This window comes from Pantoea sp. Pa-EAmG (assembly GCF_030024295.1).
GTDB classification, from domain to species: Bacteria; Pseudomonadota; Gammaproteobacteria; order Enterobacterales; family Enterobacteriaceae; genus Pantoea; species Pantoea dispersa.
Genome location: NZ_JASEWO010000029.1, coordinates 15,916 through 35,029, shown reverse-complemented (window position 1 = coordinate 35,029; position 19,114 = coordinate 15,916). Strand labels below are relative to the sequence as shown.

The window sequence follows — 19,114 nt, the reverse complement described above, 5'->3', positions numbered from 1 at the left end:
GCGATCTTTTGCGAATTGCGTGCTGGTCAGGTTTACACCGATATCAAACATGTTTGCTCCCCATTCCGTCTTAAAGCGACGGATAGAAAAACCGCCCGGCAGGCGGGCGGTTAAGATTCATCATCACCCCATCAGCGGGATGCCCTGCATAAAAGACATCAGGCGTCGGGGTTCTGTTCCTCATCGTCTGCCGCCTGACGTCCTTTACCCACATAGTAGCGGGAGAAGAATACGCCGACTTCAAACAGGCAGTACATCGGAATAGCGAGCAAAGTTTGCGAGAAAACGTCCGGCGGTGTGAGCAACATCCCAACCACAAACGCGCCGACCAGAATATACGGCCGCTTCTTTTTCAGATCGTCCGGGCTGGTAATGCCGGTCCAGCACAGCAGCACAATGGCAATCGGCACCTCAAACGCCACGCCAAACGCCATGAACAGCGTCATGACAAAGTCGAGGTAGTTGGTGATGTCCGTGGCGATGGTGACGCCCTGCGGCGCGGTTTTGGCGAAGAAGCCAAATGCCAGCGGGAACACAATGAAGTAGGCAAAGGCCACGCCGACATAAAACAGCAGCGTACTGGAGAACAGCAGCGGCATCACCAGGCGGCGCTCATGGCGATACAGCGCGGGGGCGACAAACGCCCAGACCTGATAAAGAATCACCGGCACCGCAAGAAACACCGACACAATGATGGTCAGTTTGATCGGCGTAAAGAACGGTGAGGCCACGTCGGTGGCGATCATGCTGGCGCCGGCGGGCATCTGGCTAATCAGCGGTGCTGCCACCGCGTGATAGATGTCGTTGGCGAAGTAAACCAGACACAGGAAGATAACAAACACCGCGATGATGCAGTTCAGCAGACGCTTGCGCAGCTCAATCAGGTGGCTGATGAGCGGTTGGGTATCTTCAACGGCCATGTTTATCGTTCATCTTTTACGGTAGGTGTCGGCGTCGTATTGTGCGGAGCACTGGCGGGTGCCGCTGTCTCCGCTGGCGCCGTCGTCACAGGTTGAGGTGCCTGCGCCGGTGCGCTGGCCTGCTGCTCTGCCGATGCCGGGGTCACCCCAGGCTGAGGAGAGGCAGCAGGTTGCGCGGCAACAGGCTGCGATTGATGAATGGTGTTAGCTTCATCTTCCGCTTTCTCGATATCGATACTTTGCTGCACAGAGCGTTTCATCGAGTCCGCGGTTTTACGCAGTTCTTCCATGGACTCTTTCAGCTCCGGCGACAACGAGCCGCGGCCTGCTTCTTCGACTTTTTTCAGGCTGTCCTGCAATTCCTGCAGTTTCAGCTCCTGCGCCAGTTCGTTTTGCACGTTAGCAGCCAGGGAACGAATCGCTCGAATCCAGCCCACGACGGTTTTCACCGCAACCGGTAATCGTTGTGGGCCCAGTACGATCAGCCCAATAACGAACACCAATACCAGTTCACTAAAACCAATATCGAACACAGTTAACCCTTACTTGTCTCGGGCGTCGTCTTTGCTCGCCGAGGTTTGCTGTTTGTCTGCCAGAGTTTTGGCGTTGAAGTCAGCGTCCTGCTCTTTCGGTTGATCCTTTTTATCGTCTTCATCGCCCATGGCTTTTTTGAAGCCACGAATGGAAGAACCTAAATCCGAACCCAGGTTGCGAAGTTTATTGGTACCGAACAGAAGTACAACAATGACGGCAATGATTAACAATTGCCAAATACTGATACCGCCCATGAGATATGCCTCTAATATTCTGTGAAAAACGGTTAACTGTAACGCACAGAAAGTCCGTTTTTACCCGGACTTAAGCCTGCGACATTACGCGATTTGCACCAGGCAGACAATCAGTTTGTCTTGCGCCAGCCGATGAGCCAGGTGACGATGCCGGCGGCCATTAACAGTGCCGGGAAGAAGTCCCAGTCAGGCCGGCTCAACAGCACGGCGGTGCCACTTAATAACAGTGTAGCCCCGACGCCAAACAGATAACGTGCCTGATGATGCCGGGTGCGCTGCGCGTTTAAATCGGTGACGAGTTTATCGACACTGTGCTGCAATAACTTGTGCTGGCGCATACTGTCGTAAAAAAGCTCCGGCAGCTCCGGCAGTTTCTCCGCCCAGAACGGCGCCTTCTCTTTCACCGCCCGCAGGATGGCCGGAATGCCGATCTGATCCTTAATCCAGTCCTCCAGGAACGGCTTGGCGGTTTTCCACAGATCGAGCTGCGGATAGAGCTGACGGCCGATGCCCTCGATGTACAGCAGGGTCTTCTGCAGCAGCACCAGCTGCGGCTGCACTTCCATATTGAAACGGCGCGCGGTGTTGAACAGATTGAGCAGCACGTGACCAAAGGAGATTTCCGCCAGCGGCTTTTCGAAAATCGGCTCGCACACGGTGCGGATCGCGAACTCAAAATCTTCCACGTTGGTATCCGGCGGTACCCAGCCCGAGTCGACATGCAGCTCGGCCACTTTGCGGTAGTCGCGGTTGAAGAAGGCGATGAAATTTTCCGCCAGGTAGCGCTTATCTTCTTTGTTCAGCGAGCCAACGATGCCGCAGTCAATGCCGATATACTGCGGATCTTCCGGATGCTCGTAGCTGACGAAGATGTTGCCGGGATGCATATCGGCGTGGAAGAAGCTGTCGCGGAACACCTGGGTGAAGAACACCTGTACGCCGCGTTCGGCCAGCAGCTTCATGTTGACGCCGTGCTGCTCCAGCGTGGCAACGTCGGAGATAGGAATGCCGTAAATGCGCTCCATTACCAGCATGGTTTCGCTGCAGTAGTCGGAGAACACTTCCGGCACGTACAGCATGCGGCTCTGGTCGAAGTTGCGGCGCAGCTGAATCGCATTGGCAGCTTCACGCAGCAGATTGAGTTCATCAATCAGCGTTTTTTCGTAGTCGCGCACCACTTCCATCGGACGCAGACGGCGACCGTCCGGCAGCAGACGTGGCACCCAGCGCGCCAGGCGGTAAATCAGCTTCATGTCAGCTTTGATCACCGGCAGGATATCCGGGCGAATCACTTTGATCACCACTTCGCGGCCGTTGGATTTCAGCGTCGCGGTATGCACCTGGGCGATCGAAGCCGATGCCAGCGGTTTGATATCGAAGTCGTCGAACCAGGTTTCCACCGGGCCGCCAATCGAACGCTCAATCTGCGCTTTGGCTTTCACGCCGTCGAACGGTGCCACGCGGTCCTGCAGAATCGCCAGCTCATCGGCAATTTTCGGCGGGAACAGGTCGCGGCGCGTCGAGAGCATCTGACCGAACTTGATCCAAACCGGACCGAGCTGCTCCATGGCGAGACGCAGACGGATGCCCATCTCGGCTTCTTTGTGCCGGTTGGGGATCCAGAAAACACAGCGCCGCCACAGCCGCAGCGGCAGCGTAATGCGCATATGCGGAATCAGTTCATCCAGCCCGTAGGTCAGAAAAACTTTGATAATGAAGTATAAGCGCCGAATTTCTCCCAGCGTCATTTCGCCTCCAGCTGTGCCAAACGCGCCTCAAACGCATTAAGCGCACGTTCCATCGCTTCTACCTCCTCACAAAACCACGCCTGCTCCAGCGCCCCCGGTGCCACGCGCCACTCTTCGGTCAGCACCTGCCCCAGATAATCCTGACGGCGGGTGACCTGCTGTCTGAGCTGGGCCAGCGCACGCTGAGCGGCCTGGCTGATGCCCTGTGCCACGATGTCGCCCACCCACGGCGCGAGATATTCCGCCGGGTCGAGTTCAGCCAGATCCATCAGCGCGGAGAATTGCTGTACCACCTGCAGATCGCCTTCCACATCCAGCTCACCGCTGCGAATCAGGCTGGTCAGCTGCTGACGATCGCGCAGCTTAGGCAGCGTGCTGAAACGCAGGCTGACGCTGCAGTCGCTGCGGTCCTGCCAGTCACTCAGCACATCCAGCTGGTTTTCACTGAACACCAGCACCAGCGGAAAATCCAGCTCCTGCAGGCGCAGCAGCAGGACTTTGCCGGCCAGACGCTGGCGTGCGGTTTTCAGGCTGCGATCGCGGTACAACACACGGTTCAGGGCGGTCTCAAGACCGCCAGTGATGAGAGGGGTAAAAGTCATGATTAATCAGAACTTAAAGCCACGATGCAGCGCCACAATGCCGCCGGTCATGTTGTAGTAGCTGGTATTTTCAAAGCCAGCGTCGTTCATCATCGCCTTCAGGGTTTCCTGATCCGGATGCATACGAATCGACTCCGCCAGGTAGCGATAGCTCTCCGCGTCTTTTGCCACCAGCTGGCCGATGCGCGGCAGAATGTGGAAAGAGTAAGTGTCGTAGGCTTTGCTCAGCGGATCGAAAACCGGTTTAGAGAACTCCAGCACCAGCAGACGGCCGCCCGGCTTGAGCACGCGGAACATCGACGCCAGCGCCTTCTCTTTTTCGGTCACGTTACGCAGGCCGAAGGAGATGGTGATGCAGTCGAAATAGTTATCCGGGAACGGCAGCGCTTCTGCGTTAGCCTGCACGTAGCTGACGTTGCCGGTTACGCCGAGATTGCGCAGCTTTTCGCGTCCCATCTTCAGCATTGAGCTGTTGATGTCCGCCAGCACCACCTGACCGGTTTCACCGACCAGGCGCGAGAATTTTGCCGTCAGATCGCCGGTACCGCCGGCCAGATCCAGGACGCGCTGACCGCGGCGCACGCCGCTGCTGTCGATGGTAAAACGCTTCCAGACGCGATGGATGCCGAACGACATCAGATCGTTCATCAGGTCATATTTCGCCGCGACGGAGTGAAACACGTCCGCGACTTTATCGGCCTTTTCACTTTTGGCGACGGTCTGAAAGCCAAAATGGGTAGTTTCCTGCTGTGATTCATCTGCCATCGGTTTTACCTGTTCCACAAACAATACTTCCCGAAGTGTATCAGAGTCGGGCGATCCGAGCACGCCACCGGCGTGTTATTCGTTGATGCGGCGCAGGGAAGCGGCGGAAGAATCTGCCGCATTTTCAGCGGGCTCGCTGTCATCGGCCCATGTATCATCCGCCGCGTCGGGCTGCGCCTGCTCTGCCAGTTGCGGGTTGATGGGCCGTTTGATCTCTACGCCAAGCGCACGAAACGACTCACTCTGGGCGATCAGGTTGCCGCGCCCCTGCGCCAGCTTTTTCATCGCCAGCTGATAACTCTGCTGCGCTTTGTCGAGGCTATGCCCGATGCCGCTCATGTCATCGACAAACAGCCGCATCTTGTCGTACAAGCGCGCAGCGCGGTCGGCGATGCGCTGGGCATTACGGCTCTGATGCTCATAGCGCCACAGATTATTAATGGTGCGCAGCGCCACCAGCAGCGTGGTCGGGCTGACCAGCATAATGTTTTGCTGCAGCGCTTCGCTGATCAGCTCCGGCTGGCGGTCGATCGCCAGCAGAAACGCCGGTTCGACCGGAATAAACATCAGCACATAATCCAGCGAGCGTAAACCGGGCAATTGTTGATAATCTTTACGCCCCAGCAGCCGGATATGGCCGCGCACCGCGTTGATGTGCTCCTGAATCGCCTGTTCGCGCGTCAGCTCGTCGTCGGCGTTGAAGTAGCGCTCATAGGCAATCAGCGTCATTTTGGCGTCAATTACCACATCTTTACCCTGCGGCAGACGCACAATCACATCCGGTTGCATACGGCCCTGCTGCTCCAGCTGCACGCTGACCTGAGTCTGGTACTCGTAGCCTTCGCGCAGGCCCGACGCCTCCAGCACCCGGCTGAGCACCACTTCGCCCCAGTTGCCCTGAATTTTATTGTCGCCCTTCAGCGCTTTGGTGAGGTTGATCGCTTCCTGCGCCATCTGCGCGTTGAGCTGCTGCAGCTGACGAATCTCGTGCGCCAGCGTGTGGCGTTCACGTGCTTCCTGGCCGAAGCTATCGTTGACCTGGCGGCGGAAGCCGTCCAGCTGTTCGCGCAGCGGGCCGATCAGGCTGTTGAGGCTCTGCCGGTTCTGCTCGTCGACGCGTTTTCCGCTGTTTTCGAAGATTCGGTTGGCGAGGTTTTCAAACTGCGCACTCAGGCGCTGTTCGCTGTTGGTCAGCAGACGCTGCTTCTCCTCAGCGGCGAAACGCGTCTCTTCTAATCGAATGGTGACTTCCCGCAGTTCGGCTTCCTGCGCGCTGTTTACTTCCAGCTGATTGCGCAGTTCGCGGCTGAGCTGTTCACTCTCGGCCCGCCAGTAATCCAGCTGCTGCAGGCGCTCCTGCGCGCCGCTTAGCGTGCCGTGTAGCTGGCGCAGCTCCTGTTCGCGCTGCTGCAGTTGTTGTTGCAGCTGTTCCAGCTGCTGCTGCTGACGCTGCTGCGCCTGTTCCAGCAGGCGGCGTTCGGTGGTGAAGCTGGCGTGCTGATGGCCGGCGCGCAGCTGGGCAATAATCCAGCCAATGCCCAAACCGGCCAGCGCCAGCGCGCCGCTGATGATAAGTTGCTGATCCATAATCCCCCCGCGGATCGTCTCGCTGAGGAGAAGGTAGAGCGCCACTGTATGAATGTCCAGAACATTCATGGCAACCCGCGGATTTTATCGCGGGCGCGATAGGCACCGTCCGGGCAACTACAGGGCGCGCACGGTCAGGTCGCCGGCTTTCCAGGCGTCGATCAGGAAAAACGGCATCGGCAGCACCCATTCGCTGTCGCTTTTCACCTTCGCCGGATAGCACCAGCTGTTGCCGCCGTAGGTCAGCTCCACCTGCTGCTGGCCATTTTCGGCGTTGGCCACTTTGCCGGCCATGCTGGCGAAACCGGCGTTGCTGCCGACGTGGAAGCTGTCGGTCTGCCAGCGAATCGGCGCATGCGCCGGCCACGGCTGCGCGTGGTGGAAGTGAAAGATATCGTCGTGATTGAGGATGCTGTCGCGCACCGTCGGCCACAGCGCTACCTTGAGGAAGTACTGGTCGGTAAAGCGCTCGCTGCCGTCATACTGCGCGATAAAGTCGCGCATCTGCTGCTCCACATTGTGAAACACGCCGTGACAGCCGCCCCACATGCCGGCCAGTAACAGCTCGGTGTGTGAGTAATAATCGCGCATGTGGTGGAACCAGAATGGCGAAGCCAGCCAGGCGTCGACGGCTGCCACTTCGCGCTCTGACAGCAGCGAATCCGCATCCCGTACGATGTAGCGTTTTACGCTGGCATCGTCCATCACCAGAAAGCGCCACAGCGTAGGGAAAATGGTTTTCTCCTGCGACATATCCACCAGTTGGGTGTTTGGCTGGGTCAGGCGCTGCCACACGTGCTGCGGCACGCTATCGTCGAGATAGATGCGGCACATCCAGTCCGGATAGAGCTCGCGCGCGACTTCAACGTTTTTAATCAGGGTTTCGCAGTAGCGCGGCTGACCGCCGTACAGGCTGAAGGAGATGATATTTTCTGCCGGATTGCTGCGGTTAATCGGCGCAGGCGCCGGTGCAGGAAAAGTCGCTTTCGCGCCCTGACTGAAACGCATGTCGGATTGGGTGAGCGATTCGAGGCCATAACGCGCCACTTCATCTTTCTTATTCAGCCAGCCACACACTTCCGTCAGGCCATCCAGCCAGGTTTCCGACGCCTGCGCGCGCTGCGCCGCCGGGGCCTGATAGATTTTCTGGTAAATCTTGTAGGATTTTTTATGTTCGCCGACGCGCATCAGCGTCAGCGCGTAGTCGCTGAGCACCTGCATCTGGTTAGGCATGACGCGCAGCACTTCTTCGCAGCACTGGCGCGCCAGAGGATAATCTGACGCGGCCATTGCCTGACGAAACCGCGCGGCGGCACTCTCAACGCGGGCCTGCATTGCAGCAGGGCGGCTGGTAAAACCCGGACGTGGGACAGAGATCGTTTTGCGCATAGGAAATTTCTCAGAATCGGCTGAAATTGCGCGCATTCTAATCAGGCAATTGCTGAGCTCCCTATAAGCCTGGTCTCGAAATCATTCCCTGACTGGCGCGCTAAAGTAAGCGACGCGCGGCATCCACCACAATTTTCACCGCATCGCTTTCTGTCTGCTTCATAGTGGCCGCATCCGGGATCTCTTTTTGCGTGCGATTCACGATGACGCCAGCCACCATGCCGGCACGCAGTCCCTGACTGGCGCACATGGTTAACAGTGTAGCGGATTCCATTTCATAGTTAAGTACGCCCATTTGCTGCCACTCTTTCATCGAGCCCTGGAAGCGGCTCACTACGCGTCCGGAGAAGGTGTCGTAGCGCTCCTGGCCAGGATAGAAGGTGTCTGACGAGGCAGTGACACCAATATGCGTGGTCGCGCCGCAGGCTTCTGCCGCGGCCACCAGCGCGGTGGTGCAGGCGAAGTCAGCCACCGCCGGGAATTCCATCGGCGCAAAATGCAGGCTGGCACCGTCCAGACGGACCGAGGCGGTGGTCACCAGCACATCACCCACGTTGATGTGTGGCTGAATCGCGCCGGTGGTACCTACACGCAGGAAGGTACGCACGCCCAGCTGCGCCAGCTCTTCAACGGCGATAGAGGTGGACGGACCGCCAATACCGGTGGAACAGACAACCACCGGTTTGCCGTCGATCTCCGCCAGCCAGGTGGTGAATTCACGGTGCGACGCGAGGTGCTGAGGATTCTCCATCAGCGCCGCGATTTTCTTCACGCGCTCCGGATCGCCAGGAACAATCGCCAGCGTGGCTCCTTTCAAATCGGCTTTGGTGATGCCAAGGTGGAAAACGTCAGACTGGGCCATATCAGACTCCTGGAAGATAAGGGGAATAAGCGCGCCACTTTACGTCAGCGGCCCGGATAAATATGTGACTGAATTCACTATCAATAATGAAAGTTACATTGAACTAAAGATATTGTGTGACTCTAATCACATATTAGCGGTCTGCTGCGCTGAATTGCTACAAGCGGTGCTGTGTAACCGTAAAAGGCAGTGTTAATAGAGAAGCAGATCAGGTTAACCATCCCCCGTACCCTACGCCAGCCTTGCCGTAAGGCCAGGCTATAGTTACGTGATTGCGCACTTGCTAGCATGGAGAGAACCATGAAAACCGAAGACAATATGGCACAAAAATCTGCCACCGACGGCTTTGCGCCAGCGGTGCAGCCCACCGCAGCCAGCACCATCATTACCGCCAGCGATGCCATTCACGCGGGCGAGACGTCCGTGCCGAGCCAGGGTGAGAACCTGCCGGCTTATTATGCTCGTCCGCAACAGTTTAGCGGCACGCTGCCGGTCGTGCTGGTGGTGCAGGAAATTTTCGGCGTGCACGAGCACATCCGCGATCTGTGCCGCCGTCTGGCACTGGAAGGCTATCTCGCCGTGGCGCCGGAGCTCTATTTCCGCGAAGGCGATCCCAACGATTACAACGATATCCCTACCCTGTTCAAAGAGCTGGTGAGCAAAGTGCCGGATTCGCAGGTACTGTCGGATCTCGACCACGTGGCCAACTGGGCGGCGCGCCACGGCGGCGATATCCGTCGTCTGGCGATCACCGGTTTCTGCTGGGGCGGTCGCATCAGCTGGTTGTTTGCCGCCCATAATCCGCAGGTGCGCGCCGCCGCCGCCTGGTACGGTCGCCTGGAGGGCGAGAAAACGCTGAAGCAGCAGAAACATCCTATTGATATTGCAGTGGATTTGAATGCACCGGTGCTGGGACTGTACGGTGGCCAGGATGAAAGCATTCCACTGGAGAGTATCGATAAGATGCGCCAGGCCCTGCACGCGGCCAATGCCAAAGCCGAGATTGTGGTGTATCCGGAAGCTGGTCACGCCTTCAACGCCGACTATCGTCCGAGCTACCACGCCGATTCCGCACAGGATGGCTGGCAGCGCATGCTGGCGTGGTTTAAGCAGTATGGCGTCGCGCCGAACGCAGAATAAAAAAGGGGCGCCAGCGCGCCCCAACTCAACAACACAACGTATTATCCTGCCATCAAACGGTTTCGGCGCGCAGCTTCTGCGCCGCTTTCACCATGTTGGCCAGCGCCTGACGCGTTTCACTCCAGCCACGCGTTTTCAGGCCGCAGTCCGGGTTCACCCACAGACGCTGCTGCGGAATACTCTGCGCCGCTTTGCGCAGCAGATCTTCCATCCATTCCACGCTCGGTACGTTGGGTGAGTGGATGTCATACACGCCCGGCCCGATTTCGTTCGGATACTCAAACGCTTTAAACGCATCCAGCAGATCCATATCAGAACGTGAGGTTTCGATAGTGATGACGTCGGCGTCCAGCGCGGCAATCGAATCCATGATGTCGTTGAACTCGCAATAACACATGTGGGTGTGAATCTGCGTCTCGTCCTGCGCCACCGCAGCGTTGAGGCGGAACGCGTCCACCGCCCAGCGCAGGTAGGCTGCCCAGTCAGACTGATGCAGCGGCAAGCCTTCACGCAGCGCCGGTTCGTCAATCTGAATGATGCCGATACCGGCTTTTTCCAGGTCCTGCACTTCGTCGCGCAGCGCCAGCGCAATCTGTTTTGCGATGGTTTCGCGCGTCACGTCTTCCCGCGGGAACGACCAGCACAGGATGGTGACCGGTCCGGTCAGCATGCCCTTCACCGGTTTGTCGGTCAGCGACTGCGCATACTTTGCCCACTCGACGGTGATCGGCTGCGGGCGGCTGACGTCCCCGATGATCACCGGCGGCTTAACACAGCGCGAGCCGTAGCTCTGTACCCAGCCGTTCTGCGTGAAAACAAAGCCGTCGAGGTTTTCGCCGAAGTACTCCACCATGTCGTTACGCTCGGCTTCGCCATGCACCAGCACGTCGAGCCCCAGACGCTCCTGCTCCGCAATCGCCTGCCGGATGTGTTCCGCGATACCGGTGCGGTAGTGGCCGCCGTCAATGTTGCCTTTTTTGAAGTCGAGGCGCAGGCCGCGAATCTCGGTCGTCTGCGGGAAAGAACCGATGGTAGTGGTGGGCCACGCTGGCAGGTTAAAGCGCTGACGCTGCGCCTGAGCACGCACGGTGTAGCTGCTGTTGCGCTCAGTGTCTCTGGCCTGGATTTGCGCCAGACGCTGCGCCACGGCGGGGTTGTGCACGCGAGCAGAGTTTGCCCGGGCGCGAATCGGCGCGCTCCAGGCGTGCAGCGCAGCGGCATCGTGCTGGTTCAGCGCCTGACTCAGCAGCGACAGCTCCGTGCACTTCTGTAACGCAAAGGCGAACCAGCTTTTGACCTCGTCGTCGAGGCGGGTTTCCACGCTCAGGTCAATGGGGCTGTGCAGCAGCGAACAGGAGGAACCGATCCACAGCTGCTGACGCTGGCCGATCAGCGGCTGCAGGCGCTCAAACCAGCGGGTGAGATCGGCGCGCCAGACGTTACGGCCATTGATCACCCCCAGCGACAGCAGCCAGTCCGCCGGGATCTGCTGGTTGAGCTGCTGAAGATCGTCTTTGCCGTGCACCAGGTCCACGTGCAGGCCCTGCACCGGCAGCGTTTTGATGACATCAAGATTCTGACCAATGCTGTCAAAGTAGGTGGTCAGCAGTAGTTTTACTTCGCCCTGTAGCGCGTCGTACGCCGGTTTAAACGCCTCGCGCCACGCCTGCGGCAGTTCCAGCGCCAGCGCTGGCTCATCAATCTGCACCCATTCGATGCCGCGTTGATGCAGTTCAGCCAGCACCTGACGGTACACCGGCAGAATGGCCTGCAGCAGCGACAGGCGGTCAAAGGCGTCACCTTTCACCTTACCCAGCCACAAATAGGTCACCGGCCCCAGCAGCACCGGTTTGATGGTGTGGCCGAGCGCCAGCGCTTCATCCACCTCGTCCAGCAGTTGCGTCCAGCTGAGACGGAACTGCTGACCCTGGGTAAATTCCGGCACGATGTAGTGATAGTTGGTGTTAAACCATTTGGTCATCTCCGCCGCCGCCGCGGGCTCGCCGCTGGGCGCCCGACCGCGGCCGATGCGGAACAGGGTGTCGAGGTCAATCGAGCCGTCTTTATTCTGGTGCCGTGCCGGTACGTTACCGAGCAGCAGGCTGGTGGTCAGCACGTGATCGTACCAGGCAAAATCGCCGACCGGCAGCAGATCAACACCGGCGTCTTTCTGCTGCTGCCAGTGACGGGCGCGCAGTTCACGACCCACCGCCAGCAGTTCGTCCTGTGAGCTGTTCCCGGCCCAGTAGCTTTCCTGCGCTTTTTTCAGTTCGCGGCGCAGTCCGACGCGAGGGAAACCGAGAGTATGGTTCAGAATGGTCATGTGAGATTCTCCAGAAGTTGTTCGCTGTGCGACAGTCGCAGCAACCGATTTACGTTCATCCAGCGGGCAATCCTGCCGTGCGCTGAGCGTGTTAGCTGGACAAAGGTAAAGTGGCCGTCGCGTCTGACTGAGATGTTTAGCCGTCCAGATGTTTACACCGCTATAATCTGCGGGTACTGTATGTGTCTCAAGCGCAATTTGTTCAATCTCGATGTGAAGGACTCTCATGATCGAACTCAAACACCTGCGGACGCTGCAGGCGTTACGGCACACCGGCTCGCTGGCTGCCGCCGCCGCCCAGCTTCATCAGACGCAATCGGCGTTGTCTCACCAGTTCAGCGACCTGGAACAGCGGCTGGGCTTTCGGCTGTTCGTGCGTAAGAGCCAGCCGCTCCGTTTTACGCCGCAGGGAGAGATTCTGTTGCAGCTGGCGGAGCAGATTCTGCCGCAGATCCAGCAGGCGCTGCAGGCCTGTCATGAGCCGCATCAGACCACGTTGCGCATCGCTATCGAATGCCACAGCTGCATCCAGTGGCTGACGCCGGCCCTGAACAATTTCCGTCAGAGCTGGCCGCAGGTAGTGATGGACTTCAAATCCGGCGTGACCTTTGATCCGCAGCCGGCGCTGCAGCAGGGCGAACTGGACGTGGTGCTGACGTCCGATATTCTGCCGCGCAGCGGTTTGTTCTATGCGCCGATGTTTGATTTTGAGGTGCGGCTGGTGCTGGCGCCGGATCACCGTCTGGCGCAACTGGCTCACATCACGCCGGAAGATTTGGCCGATGAGGTGCTGATGATCTATCCGGTACAGCGTCAGCGGCTGGACGTGTGGCGTAACTTCTTACAGCCAGCCGGCGTCAGCCCGGCGCTGAAGAGCGTGGATAATACGCTGCTGCTGATCCAGATGGTGTCGGCCGGCATGGGCATTGCCGCGCTGCCGCACTGGGTGGTAGAGAGCTTTGAGCACCAGGGGCTGGTGGTGACACGCACGCTGGGCGACGGATTGTGGAGCCGTTTATACGCGGCGATGCGCGACGGCGAGCAGCGGCAGCCGGTGCTGGAGGCCTTTGTGCGCTTTGCCCGTCAGCACGCCTGCGAACACCTGCCTTATGTGCGCGATGCCTCGCGCCCCGGTTCCCTGCAGCCGGTCTCGTCCTGATGCCGCGGGCGGCCAATGTCGCCCGTGCTGTTATCCCCGCCCTGCCTGCTCTATAATGCGCCGCCTTAACCGCTACCGGAGAGTTTCACCATGACCAATAACGATGTGCTGCGCAGCGTGCGCTATATGCTGGATTTGAGCGACAGCAAAGTGGTGGAGATTTTTGCGCTGGCGGGCAGTGAAGTACCGCGTGAAGATGTGCAGGCGTGGCTGAAGAAAGATGACGATGAAGCGTTTCGTAAACTGCCGGATGTGCTGATGGGCTACTTCCTCAACGGTCTGATTTTCTACCGTCGCGGCAAAAGCGAAGACGCGCCGGCCCCGTCGGTTGAGCGCCGCATGAACAATAATATCTTTCTCAAGAAGTTACGCATCGCCTTCGCGCTGAAAACCACCGATATCCCGGATATCTTATTGAAGGCTAACTTCAAAGTGTCACAGGCTGAGATCGGTGCGATTTTCCGTAACCCGGATCATAAAAATTATCGCGAGTGCGGTGACCAGATTCTGCGTAACTTCCTGAAAGGCTTAACGCTGATTCAGCGACCATCGACACCCGCGAAAAAAAGCTAAGCGCCTGAACTGCCGCTTTTGGCCATGTGTCCCAGTACCCAGCGTTTATGCACGTACAGGGACGCAAAAATCACTATCGCCCCGGCGATAAAGCTCGGCCAGTGCGGCTTCTCCTGCCAGATCGCCAGGTTCACCAGTAATCCTGCCGGCACGTGCATGTTGTTCATAATGCCCAGCGTCCCGGCATCGACCTGAGTCGCGCCGTAGTTCCACATGAAGTAACCCAGCCCGGACGCGACCACGCCCAGCCACACCAGCACGCCCCACTGCAGCGTGGTGGTCGGCAGCTTGTGCGGATTGCCCCAGATGCACCAGGCGATCACCGCGATCAGCACTGCGCCGAGATAGAACCACGAGAACGCGGTGTGCTGCGGCATCGGGCGGACTTCCTGCAGGCGCTTATAGCCCACCATGCCAATCGCAAAGCAGATGTTGGCCGCCTGCACCAGCAGCAGTCCGAACCAGAAATCATCGCTGACTTTGTCGTAGCGGATAATGGCCGCACCGAGCACCGCCAGCAGCGCGCTAAAGGCATAGCCAATGCGCAGCGGGCGCTTGCTGAGCAGGTCATAAATCAGCGTGACATACAGCGGCGTCATCACCGTAAACAGCAGGAATTCCGGCACGCTGAGATAGAGATAAGCCTCGAAGCTGATCAGATACATAATGCCTAATTGCAGCATGCCCACCAGCATATAGAGCAGCAACGTTGAGGCGCGGTAACCGCGCCAGCGCAGAAACGGCAGAAAGACCAGCGCCGCCAGGCCTAAACGCATCAGCACCGAGAACCAGGTATCCACCTGCCCCGCCAGATACTCCCCGATTAAACTAAAAGAAAAAGCCCACAGAATGGTGGTAACGATCAGCAACAGCACGGTTATGCATCCTAAAGTTCAACACTGGCGCTAGTGTAAACAAACTACAGCGCGCTGGCGGGATAATCTGGTTGACATATGATGAAATTAAACACGATCGCATCTTCACTGCCCGGTTAACAGGCACGCGTCCGCATGGCGGGTTGACCGGCGGGCGGCAATTTTTATGAGGCGGCGCGCCGTTATTCTGGCACAAATGCGCGAAATCCAACATTTACTGGTTTATAACGCTCTTTATTGTCATAAAACTGTAACATATGTGTCACACGTCACAGTAACTGCGCGTAACCATCACTATTCTGTGCGCGAAATGGAAAGGTTGCTTTCTGTTCGCCGTCGTACTTTGTTTTTGCCCCAACCTGCTGGGAATCGATAACTATATTGCGCCCTGGAGGGCCATTCTGATGTTGAGTATTTTTAAACCTGCACCACACCAGCCCCAGGTGGCGGACGATCGCGTCGATCCGCTCTATCGTCGTCTGCGCTGGCAGATCTTCTTCGGCATTTTCTTTGGCTACGCCGCCTATTATCTGGTGCGCAAAAACTTTGCGCTGGCGATGCCTTACCTGGTCGAACAGGGCTTTTCCCGCGGCGACCTTGGCTTTGCCCTCTCCGGCATCTCCATCGCCTACGGTTTTTCCAAATTCATCATGGGATCGGTCTCGGATCGCTCCAACCCGCGGGTCTTTTTGCCCGCCGGCCTGATTCTCGCCGCCGCAGTGATGCTGGTGATGGGCTTCGTGCCGTGGGCAACCTCGAGCATCATGGTGATGTTCGTGCTGCTGTTTCTGTGTGGCTGGTTCCAGGGCATGGGCTGGCCACCGTGCGGACGCACCATGGTGCACTGGTGGTCGCAGAAAGAGCGCGGCGGCATTGTGTCGGTATGGAACTGCGCGCACAACGTGGGTGGCGGTATTCCTCCGCTGCTGTTCCTGCTCGGCATGGCGTGGTTTAACGACTGGAAAGCTGCGCTCTATATGCCGGCGTTTGGTGCCATCCTCGTCGCCATCATCGCTTTTGCGCTGATGCGCGATACGCCGCAGTCGTGCGGGCTACCGCCGATTGAGGCATGGAAGAATGACTATCCGCCGGATTACAGCGAGAACCACGAACAGGAGCTGACGGCGAAGCAGATTTTCATGCAGTACGTGCTGCCGAATAAGCTGCTGTGGTACATCGCGCTGGCCAACGTATTCGTTTATCTGCTGCGCTACGGCATCCTCGACTGGTCACCGACCTATCTGAAAGAGGTGAAGCACTTCACGCTGGATAAATCCTCGTGGGCCTATTTCCTGTACGAATACGCCGGGATTCCGGGCACGCTGCTGTGCGGCTGGATGTCGGACAAGGTATTCCGCGGCAATCGCGGTGCCACCGGGGTGTTTTTCATGACGCTGGTGACCATCGCCACCATCATTTACTGGCTGAACCCGCCGGGCAATCCGGGCATAGATATGATCTGCATGATCGTCATTGGCTTCCTGATCTACGGTCCGGTGATGCTGATTGGTCTGCACGCGCTGGAGCTGGCACCGAAAAAAGCGGCCGGCACTGCGGCAGGCTTTACCGGTCTGTTCGGCTATCTCGGCGGATCGGTGGCAGCCAGTGCGATTGTCGGTTACACCGTGGATTTCTTCGGCTGGGACGGCGGTTTCTTAGTGATGATTGTCGGATCGGTGCTGGCGGTGGTGTTACTGCTGCTGACCATGGTCAGCGAGCATCGCCACAAGCAGCAGCAGGCATAATCTGAGCGGGCCGGTGCATACCGGCCCGTTTTATTCAGGCGAGGAATAATTTACGCAGCGTCTGCGGCACCGCGTCGTCGGCGTTGCTGCCAATCACTTCCAGCGTCGGCAGGGTATCTTTCAGGCGCTGATGGGCGTTACGCATGATGCAGCCTTTGCCCGCCATACTCAGCATCTCGACATCATTCATGCCGTCGCCAAACGCGATGCACTCTTTCAGCGAATAGCCAAGCTGTTTCGCCACCGCTTCCAGCGCGTGCCCTTTCGAGACGCCGCCAGCCATCACTTCCAGACAGGTGGGCAGCGAGAAACTGACGTTAACCCGGTCACCCCAGCGCGCTTCAATCGCCTGTTCCAGCGGAACCAGATGCTCCGGATCGTCGCAGGTGAAGAACACTTTGCTGATGCCGTCGGTCGCCAGCATGCCGGGCTGATACACCTGATAGGTGAACACCGATTCCTGGAAAAACTCCGCTTCCTGCGGATTATGGCGGCTGATGTGCCACTCATCGTCGCGGTAAACGTGCGTCAGGATTTTCTCATCGTGATACTTCAGGCCATACAGCTCGCTGGCGATATCGCTGTCCAGATTGTGGCTGAACACCAGTTCGCCGTCGGCATTATGCACGCGCGCGCCGTTTGAGGTGATCATATACGCCGGAATGCCGAGCTTATCGCGCATCTGACCGACGTCGATGTAGTGGCGTCCGGTGGCAAAGATAAAATGCACATCGCGCGCCACCAGTTCCTGCAGCGTGGTGCGGGCAAACGGCGTCAGACGATGTTGCGGAGAAAGCAGCGTGCCATCCAGGTCGGATGCAACGATGTGGTACATGTAGGCCTCTGGTATTGATGTCTAAGAATACATTAGTCACGGTGGCGCTGATAAAAGTCGACCACCGCATTGAGCGCTTCGGCGCGCATGGCGTCTGTTTCAAACAGGATCTCGTGACGCGCGCCCTGAATGATGTAAGGCGTGGTGCCTTCCACCGCATGTCCCGCTGCCGCCATGGCTTCACAGAACAGATCCTGCGCGCGGTTATCCACCACGTCGTCTTCACTGGCCTGCAGCAGCAGAATCGGTGTCGTAATCTGCGCCACCTGATTAAGGATATGGCGTCCGGCCTGAATCCCTTCCCGCACCCAGTGATAGGTAGGGCCGCCGACGCGAATCGCCGGATCGTCGGCATAAAAACGCAGATTGCGACGATAACGTTCGCGACTGTGCGTCAGCCGGTTAATGCCAAACGGGCTGGCGCGCCAGCGTCCGGTGCCCAGCGCGTAGCCGTCGCGCAGCGCGGGCAGCTTTTCCGCCCAATCGAGAATACGGTGCGCCAGAAACGGCGGCAGCGGCAGCACGATACCAAACATCGGCGCACAAAACACCGCCGCGTGGAAGGCCTGCGGCTGACGCGCCAGAAACAGCGCCACAATTGCGCCGCCCATCGAGTGCGCCAGCACGTAGCGCTGCTGATAGTGATGGCTGACGATCTCTTTCAGATACAGCGTTTCCAGATCGTCGACATAATCGCTGAACTCCACCACGTGTCCGCGATGCGAATCAGCCAGCAGCCGGTCTGAACGCCCCTGACCGCGATGGTCGATAATCACCACATCGTAGCCACAGTGGAACAGGTCATAGGCCAGCTCGGGGTATTTGATATAGCTTTCAATGCGTCCGGGCACAATCAGGATGACACGGCGGTGTTGCGGTGAGGTGAAGCGCACATAGCGAATGGTCAGATTGCCCACGCCGCTGAATTTACACTCTTCACGCTGACGCCAGAAGTCGAGCAGCGGACCGGTAGCAAAGGCTGAAAAAGCGTGCTCACGTCCGAGCCAACTCTGTTTATGCTGCTGCATCCGTCCCCCTGAAAAAACGTCAAACGCGGCTCTGCACTTAATAGCGCAGCGCGATTTTCTGGCGTATTGTGTCACACTTCACTCTCTTCAGGGAATGTCACCCATGACCATTGAATGGTGGTTAACCTACCTGTTAACCACGACCATCCTCAGCCTCTCGCCCGGTTCCGGCGCGATCAACACCATGAGCACCGGCATCAGCCACGGCTATCGCGGTGCGGCAGCCTCAATTACCGGATTACAGCTGGGTCTTGCCGTGCATATTGTGCTGGTGGGCGCCGGTCTGGGCGCGCTGTTTTCGCAGTCGGTGCTGGCGTTTGAGGTACTGAAATGGGCGGGCGCGGCCTATCTGGTGTGGCTTGGCATTCAGCAGTGGCGCTCAGCGGGCGGAATCGATCTCAATGCGGTGGCCAAAGCGATGCCGCGTCGTCGTCTGTTTCAGCGCGCGCTGCTGGTGAATCTCACCAATCCGAAGAGCATTGTGTTTCTCGCCGCGCTGTTTCCGCAGTTTATCGTGCCGCACCAGCCGCAGCTGATGCAGTATCTGGTGCTCGGCGTGACCACCATCGTGGTCGACATCATTGTGATGATTGGTTACGCCACGCTGGCGACGCGCATCGCTGGCTGGATCAAAGGTCCGAAGCAGATGAAGCTGCTGAACCGGGTGTTTGGTGGCTTGTTTATGGCGGTCGGCGCACTGCTGGCCAGCGCACGTAAAATGGCGTAACGATTTGCACTGATCGTAGCGGCACGCTTTATCGCGCCCAGTTGAAAC

General features: G+C 58.2%; 18 protein-coding genes. 5 read left to right on the top strand and 13 right to left on the bottom strand.

What is annotated here, in order from left to right; genetic code table 11:
* Window positions 1-158: 158 nt before the first annotated feature.
* The 9 genes from tatC to udp form a co-directional block, all read right to left on the bottom strand.
* Complete coding sequence (tatC, locus tag QMM04_RS06480) at window positions 159-920, bottom strand: Sec-independent protein translocase subunit TatC (protein ID WP_021506945.1); 762 nt, start codon at window positions 918-920, stop codon at window positions 159-161.
* A gap of 2 nt (window positions 921-922) precedes the next feature.
* Complete coding sequence (gene tatB, locus QMM04_RS06475; protein ID WP_282995844.1) at window positions 923-1,453, bottom strand: Sec-independent protein translocase protein TatB; 531 nt, start codon at window positions 1,451-1,453, stop codon at window positions 923-925.
* Between the two features lie 9 nt (window positions 1,454-1,462).
* Window positions 1,463-1,708 (bottom strand): Sec-independent protein translocase subunit TatA, encoded by a 246-nt coding sequence (tatA, locus tag QMM04_RS06470; RefSeq protein WP_038643775.1) that lies wholly within the window; start codon window positions 1,706-1,708, stop codon window positions 1,463-1,465.
* Between the two features lie 110 nt (window positions 1,709-1,818).
* Window positions 1,819-3,456, bottom strand: a complete 1,638-nt coding sequence (ubiB, locus tag QMM04_RS06465; protein ID WP_021506947.1) for a ubiquinone biosynthesis regulatory protein kinase UbiB — start codon at window positions 3,454-3,456, stop codon at window positions 1,819-1,821.
* Window positions 3,453-4,058, bottom strand: coding sequence for an SCP2 domain-containing protein (locus tag QMM04_RS06460; protein WP_211727051.1), 606 nt, complete (start codon window positions 4,056-4,058; stop codon window positions 3,453-3,455). Before QMM04_RS06460 ends, ubiB begins: the two co-directional genes overlap by 4 nt.
* A 6-nt stretch (window positions 4,059-4,064) precedes the next feature.
* Entirely contained in the window at window positions 4,065-4,823 is a 759-nt protein-coding gene (ubiE, locus tag QMM04_RS06455; RefSeq protein ID WP_021506949.1) for a bifunctional demethylmenaquinone methyltransferase/2-methoxy-6-polyprenyl-1,4-benzoquinol methylase UbiE, read from the bottom strand.
* A gap of 75 nt (window positions 4,824-4,898) precedes the next feature.
* Window positions 4,899-6,410, bottom strand: a complete 1,512-nt coding sequence (gene rmuC, locus QMM04_RS06450; protein WP_021506950.1) for a DNA recombination protein RmuC — start codon at window positions 6,408-6,410, stop codon at window positions 4,899-4,901.
* Between the two features lie 117 nt (window positions 6,411-6,527).
* Entirely contained in the window at window positions 6,528-7,799 is a 1,272-nt protein-coding gene (locus QMM04_RS06445) for a hypothetical protein (RefSeq protein WP_058775536.1), read from the bottom strand.
* Window positions 7,800-7,899: 100 nt separating this feature from the next.
* Window positions 7,900-8,661 (bottom strand): uridine phosphorylase, encoded by a 762-nt coding sequence (udp, locus tag QMM04_RS06440; protein ID WP_021506952.1) that lies wholly within the window; start codon window positions 8,659-8,661, stop codon window positions 7,900-7,902.
* Window positions 8,662-8,961: 300 nt separating this feature from the next.
* Here udp and QMM04_RS06435 point away from each other — a divergent pair, with 300 nt between their 5' ends.
* Window positions 8,962-9,801 carry a dienelactone hydrolase family protein gene (locus QMM04_RS06435; RefSeq protein ID WP_021506953.1) on the top strand — a complete coding sequence of 280 codons (840 nt, stop codon included), beginning with the start codon at window positions 8,962-8,964 and terminating at the stop codon, window positions 9,799-9,801.
* Window positions 9,802-9,853: 52 nt separating this feature from the next.
* Here QMM04_RS06435 and metE read toward each other — a convergent pair whose 3' ends face one another.
* Window positions 9,854-12,124 (bottom strand): 5-methyltetrahydropteroyltriglutamate--homocysteine S-methyltransferase, encoded by a 2,271-nt coding sequence (gene metE, locus QMM04_RS06430; protein ID WP_282995843.1) that lies wholly within the window; start codon window positions 12,122-12,124, stop codon window positions 9,854-9,856.
* A 226-nt stretch (window positions 12,125-12,350) separates the two neighbouring features.
* Here metE and metR point away from each other — a divergent pair, with 226 nt between their 5' ends.
* Both metR and QMM04_RS06420 read left to right on the top strand, forming a co-directional pair.
* The gene (gene metR, locus QMM04_RS06425) at window positions 12,351-13,283 is read left to right on the top strand and encodes an HTH-type transcriptional regulator MetR (RefSeq protein ID WP_021506955.1); all 933 of its coding nucleotides are present in this window, start codon (window positions 12,351-12,353) and stop codon (window positions 13,281-13,283) included.
* Window positions 13,284-13,373: 90 nt separating this feature from the next.
* Window positions 13,374-13,856 (top strand): DUF1456 family protein, encoded by a 483-nt coding sequence (locus tag QMM04_RS06420; RefSeq protein ID WP_021506956.1) that lies wholly within the window; start codon window positions 13,374-13,376, stop codon window positions 13,854-13,856.
* Here QMM04_RS06420 and QMM04_RS06415 read toward each other — a convergent pair.
* Window positions 13,853-14,731 (bottom strand): carboxylate/amino acid/amine transporter, encoded by an 879-nt coding sequence (locus tag QMM04_RS06415; RefSeq protein ID WP_058781586.1) that lies wholly within the window; start codon window positions 14,729-14,731, stop codon window positions 13,853-13,855. The two genes, QMM04_RS06420 and QMM04_RS06415, sit on opposite strands and share 4 nt — an antisense overlap.
* A 404-nt stretch (window positions 14,732-15,135) precedes the next feature.
* Here QMM04_RS06415 and glpT point away from each other — a divergent pair, with 404 nt between their 5' ends.
* Window positions 15,136-16,476, top strand: a complete 1,341-nt coding sequence (glpT, locus tag QMM04_RS06410; RefSeq protein WP_021506959.1) for a glycerol-3-phosphate transporter — start codon at window positions 15,136-15,138, stop codon at window positions 16,474-16,476.
* A gap of 34 nt (window positions 16,477-16,510) precedes the next feature.
* Here the strand turns inward: glpT and yigL are convergent, their stop codons facing one another.
* Together yigL and pldB are read right to left on the bottom strand one after the other, a co-directional pair.
* Window positions 16,511-17,311: a sugar/pyridoxal phosphate phosphatase YigL gene (gene yigL / locus QMM04_RS06405; RefSeq protein WP_058758117.1), complete on the bottom strand. Its 801-nt coding sequence runs from the start codon at window positions 17,309-17,311 to the stop codon at window positions 16,511-16,513.
* A 32-nt stretch (window positions 17,312-17,343) separates the two neighbouring features.
* Window positions 17,344-18,339, bottom strand: coding sequence for a lysophospholipase L2 (pldB, locus tag QMM04_RS06400; protein WP_282995842.1), 996 nt, complete (start codon window positions 18,337-18,339; stop codon window positions 17,344-17,346).
* A gap of 103 nt (window positions 18,340-18,442) precedes the next feature.
* Between pldB and rhtB the strand changes: the two genes are divergently transcribed.
* Window positions 18,443-19,066: a homoserine/homoserine lactone efflux protein gene (gene rhtB, locus QMM04_RS06395; RefSeq protein ID WP_021506962.1), complete on the top strand. Its 624-nt coding sequence runs from the start codon at window positions 18,443-18,445 to the stop codon at window positions 19,064-19,066.
* Window positions 19,067-19,114 lie beyond the last annotated feature (48 nt).

Excerpts from the sequence above, each read along its gene's own strand:
- tatC (WP_021506945.1), bottom strand. The coding sequence starts at position 920 with ATGGCCGTTGAAGATACCCAACCGCTCATCAGCCACCTGATTGAGCTG.
- tatA (WP_038643775.1), bottom strand. The coding sequence starts at position 1,708 with ATGGGCGGTATCAGTATTTGGCAATTGTTAATCATTGCCGTCATTGTT.
- ubiB (WP_021506947.1), bottom strand. The coding sequence starts at position 3,456 with ATGACGCTGGGAGAAATTCGGCGCTTATACTTCATTATCAAAGTTTTT.
- QMM04_RS06460 (WP_211727051.1), bottom strand. The coding sequence starts at position 4,058 with ATGACTTTTACCCCTCTCATCACTGGCGGTCTTGAGACCGCCCTGAAC.
- ubiE (WP_021506949.1), bottom strand. The coding sequence starts at position 4,823 with ATGGCAGATGAATCACAGCAGGAAACTACCCATTTTGGCTTTCAGACC.
- rmuC (WP_021506950.1), bottom strand. The coding sequence starts at position 6,410 with ATGGATCAGCAACTTATCATCAGCGGCGCGCTGGCGCTGGCCGGTTTG.
- QMM04_RS06445 (WP_058775536.1), bottom strand. The coding sequence starts at position 7,799 with ATGCGCAAAACGATCTCTGTCCCACGTCCGGGTTTTACCAGCCGCCCT.
- udp (WP_021506952.1), bottom strand. The coding sequence starts at position 8,661 with ATGGCCCAGTCTGACGTTTTCCACCTTGGCATCACCAAAGCCGATTTG.
- QMM04_RS06435 (WP_021506953.1), top strand. The coding sequence starts at position 8,962 with ATGAAAACCGAAGACAATATGGCACAAAAATCTGCCACCGACGGCTTT.
- metE (WP_282995843.1), bottom strand. The coding sequence starts at position 12,124 with ATGACCATTCTGAACCATACTCTCGGTTTCCCTCGCGTCGGACTGCGC.
- metR (WP_021506955.1), top strand. The coding sequence starts at position 12,351 with ATGATCGAACTCAAACACCTGCGGACGCTGCAGGCGTTACGGCACACC.
- QMM04_RS06420 (WP_021506956.1), top strand. The coding sequence starts at position 13,374 with ATGACCAATAACGATGTGCTGCGCAGCGTGCGCTATATGCTGGATTTG.
- glpT (WP_021506959.1), top strand. The coding sequence starts at position 15,136 with ATGTTGAGTATTTTTAAACCTGCACCACACCAGCCCCAGGTGGCGGAC.
- yigL (WP_058758117.1), bottom strand. The coding sequence starts at position 17,311 with ATGTACCACATCGTTGCATCCGACCTGGATGGCACGCTGCTTTCTCCG.
- pldB (WP_282995842.1), bottom strand. The coding sequence starts at position 18,339 with ATGCAGCAGCATAAACAGAGTTGGCTCGGACGTGAGCACGCTTTTTCA.
- rhtB (WP_021506962.1), top strand. The coding sequence starts at position 18,443 with ATGACCATTGAATGGTGGTTAACCTACCTGTTAACCACGACCATCCTC.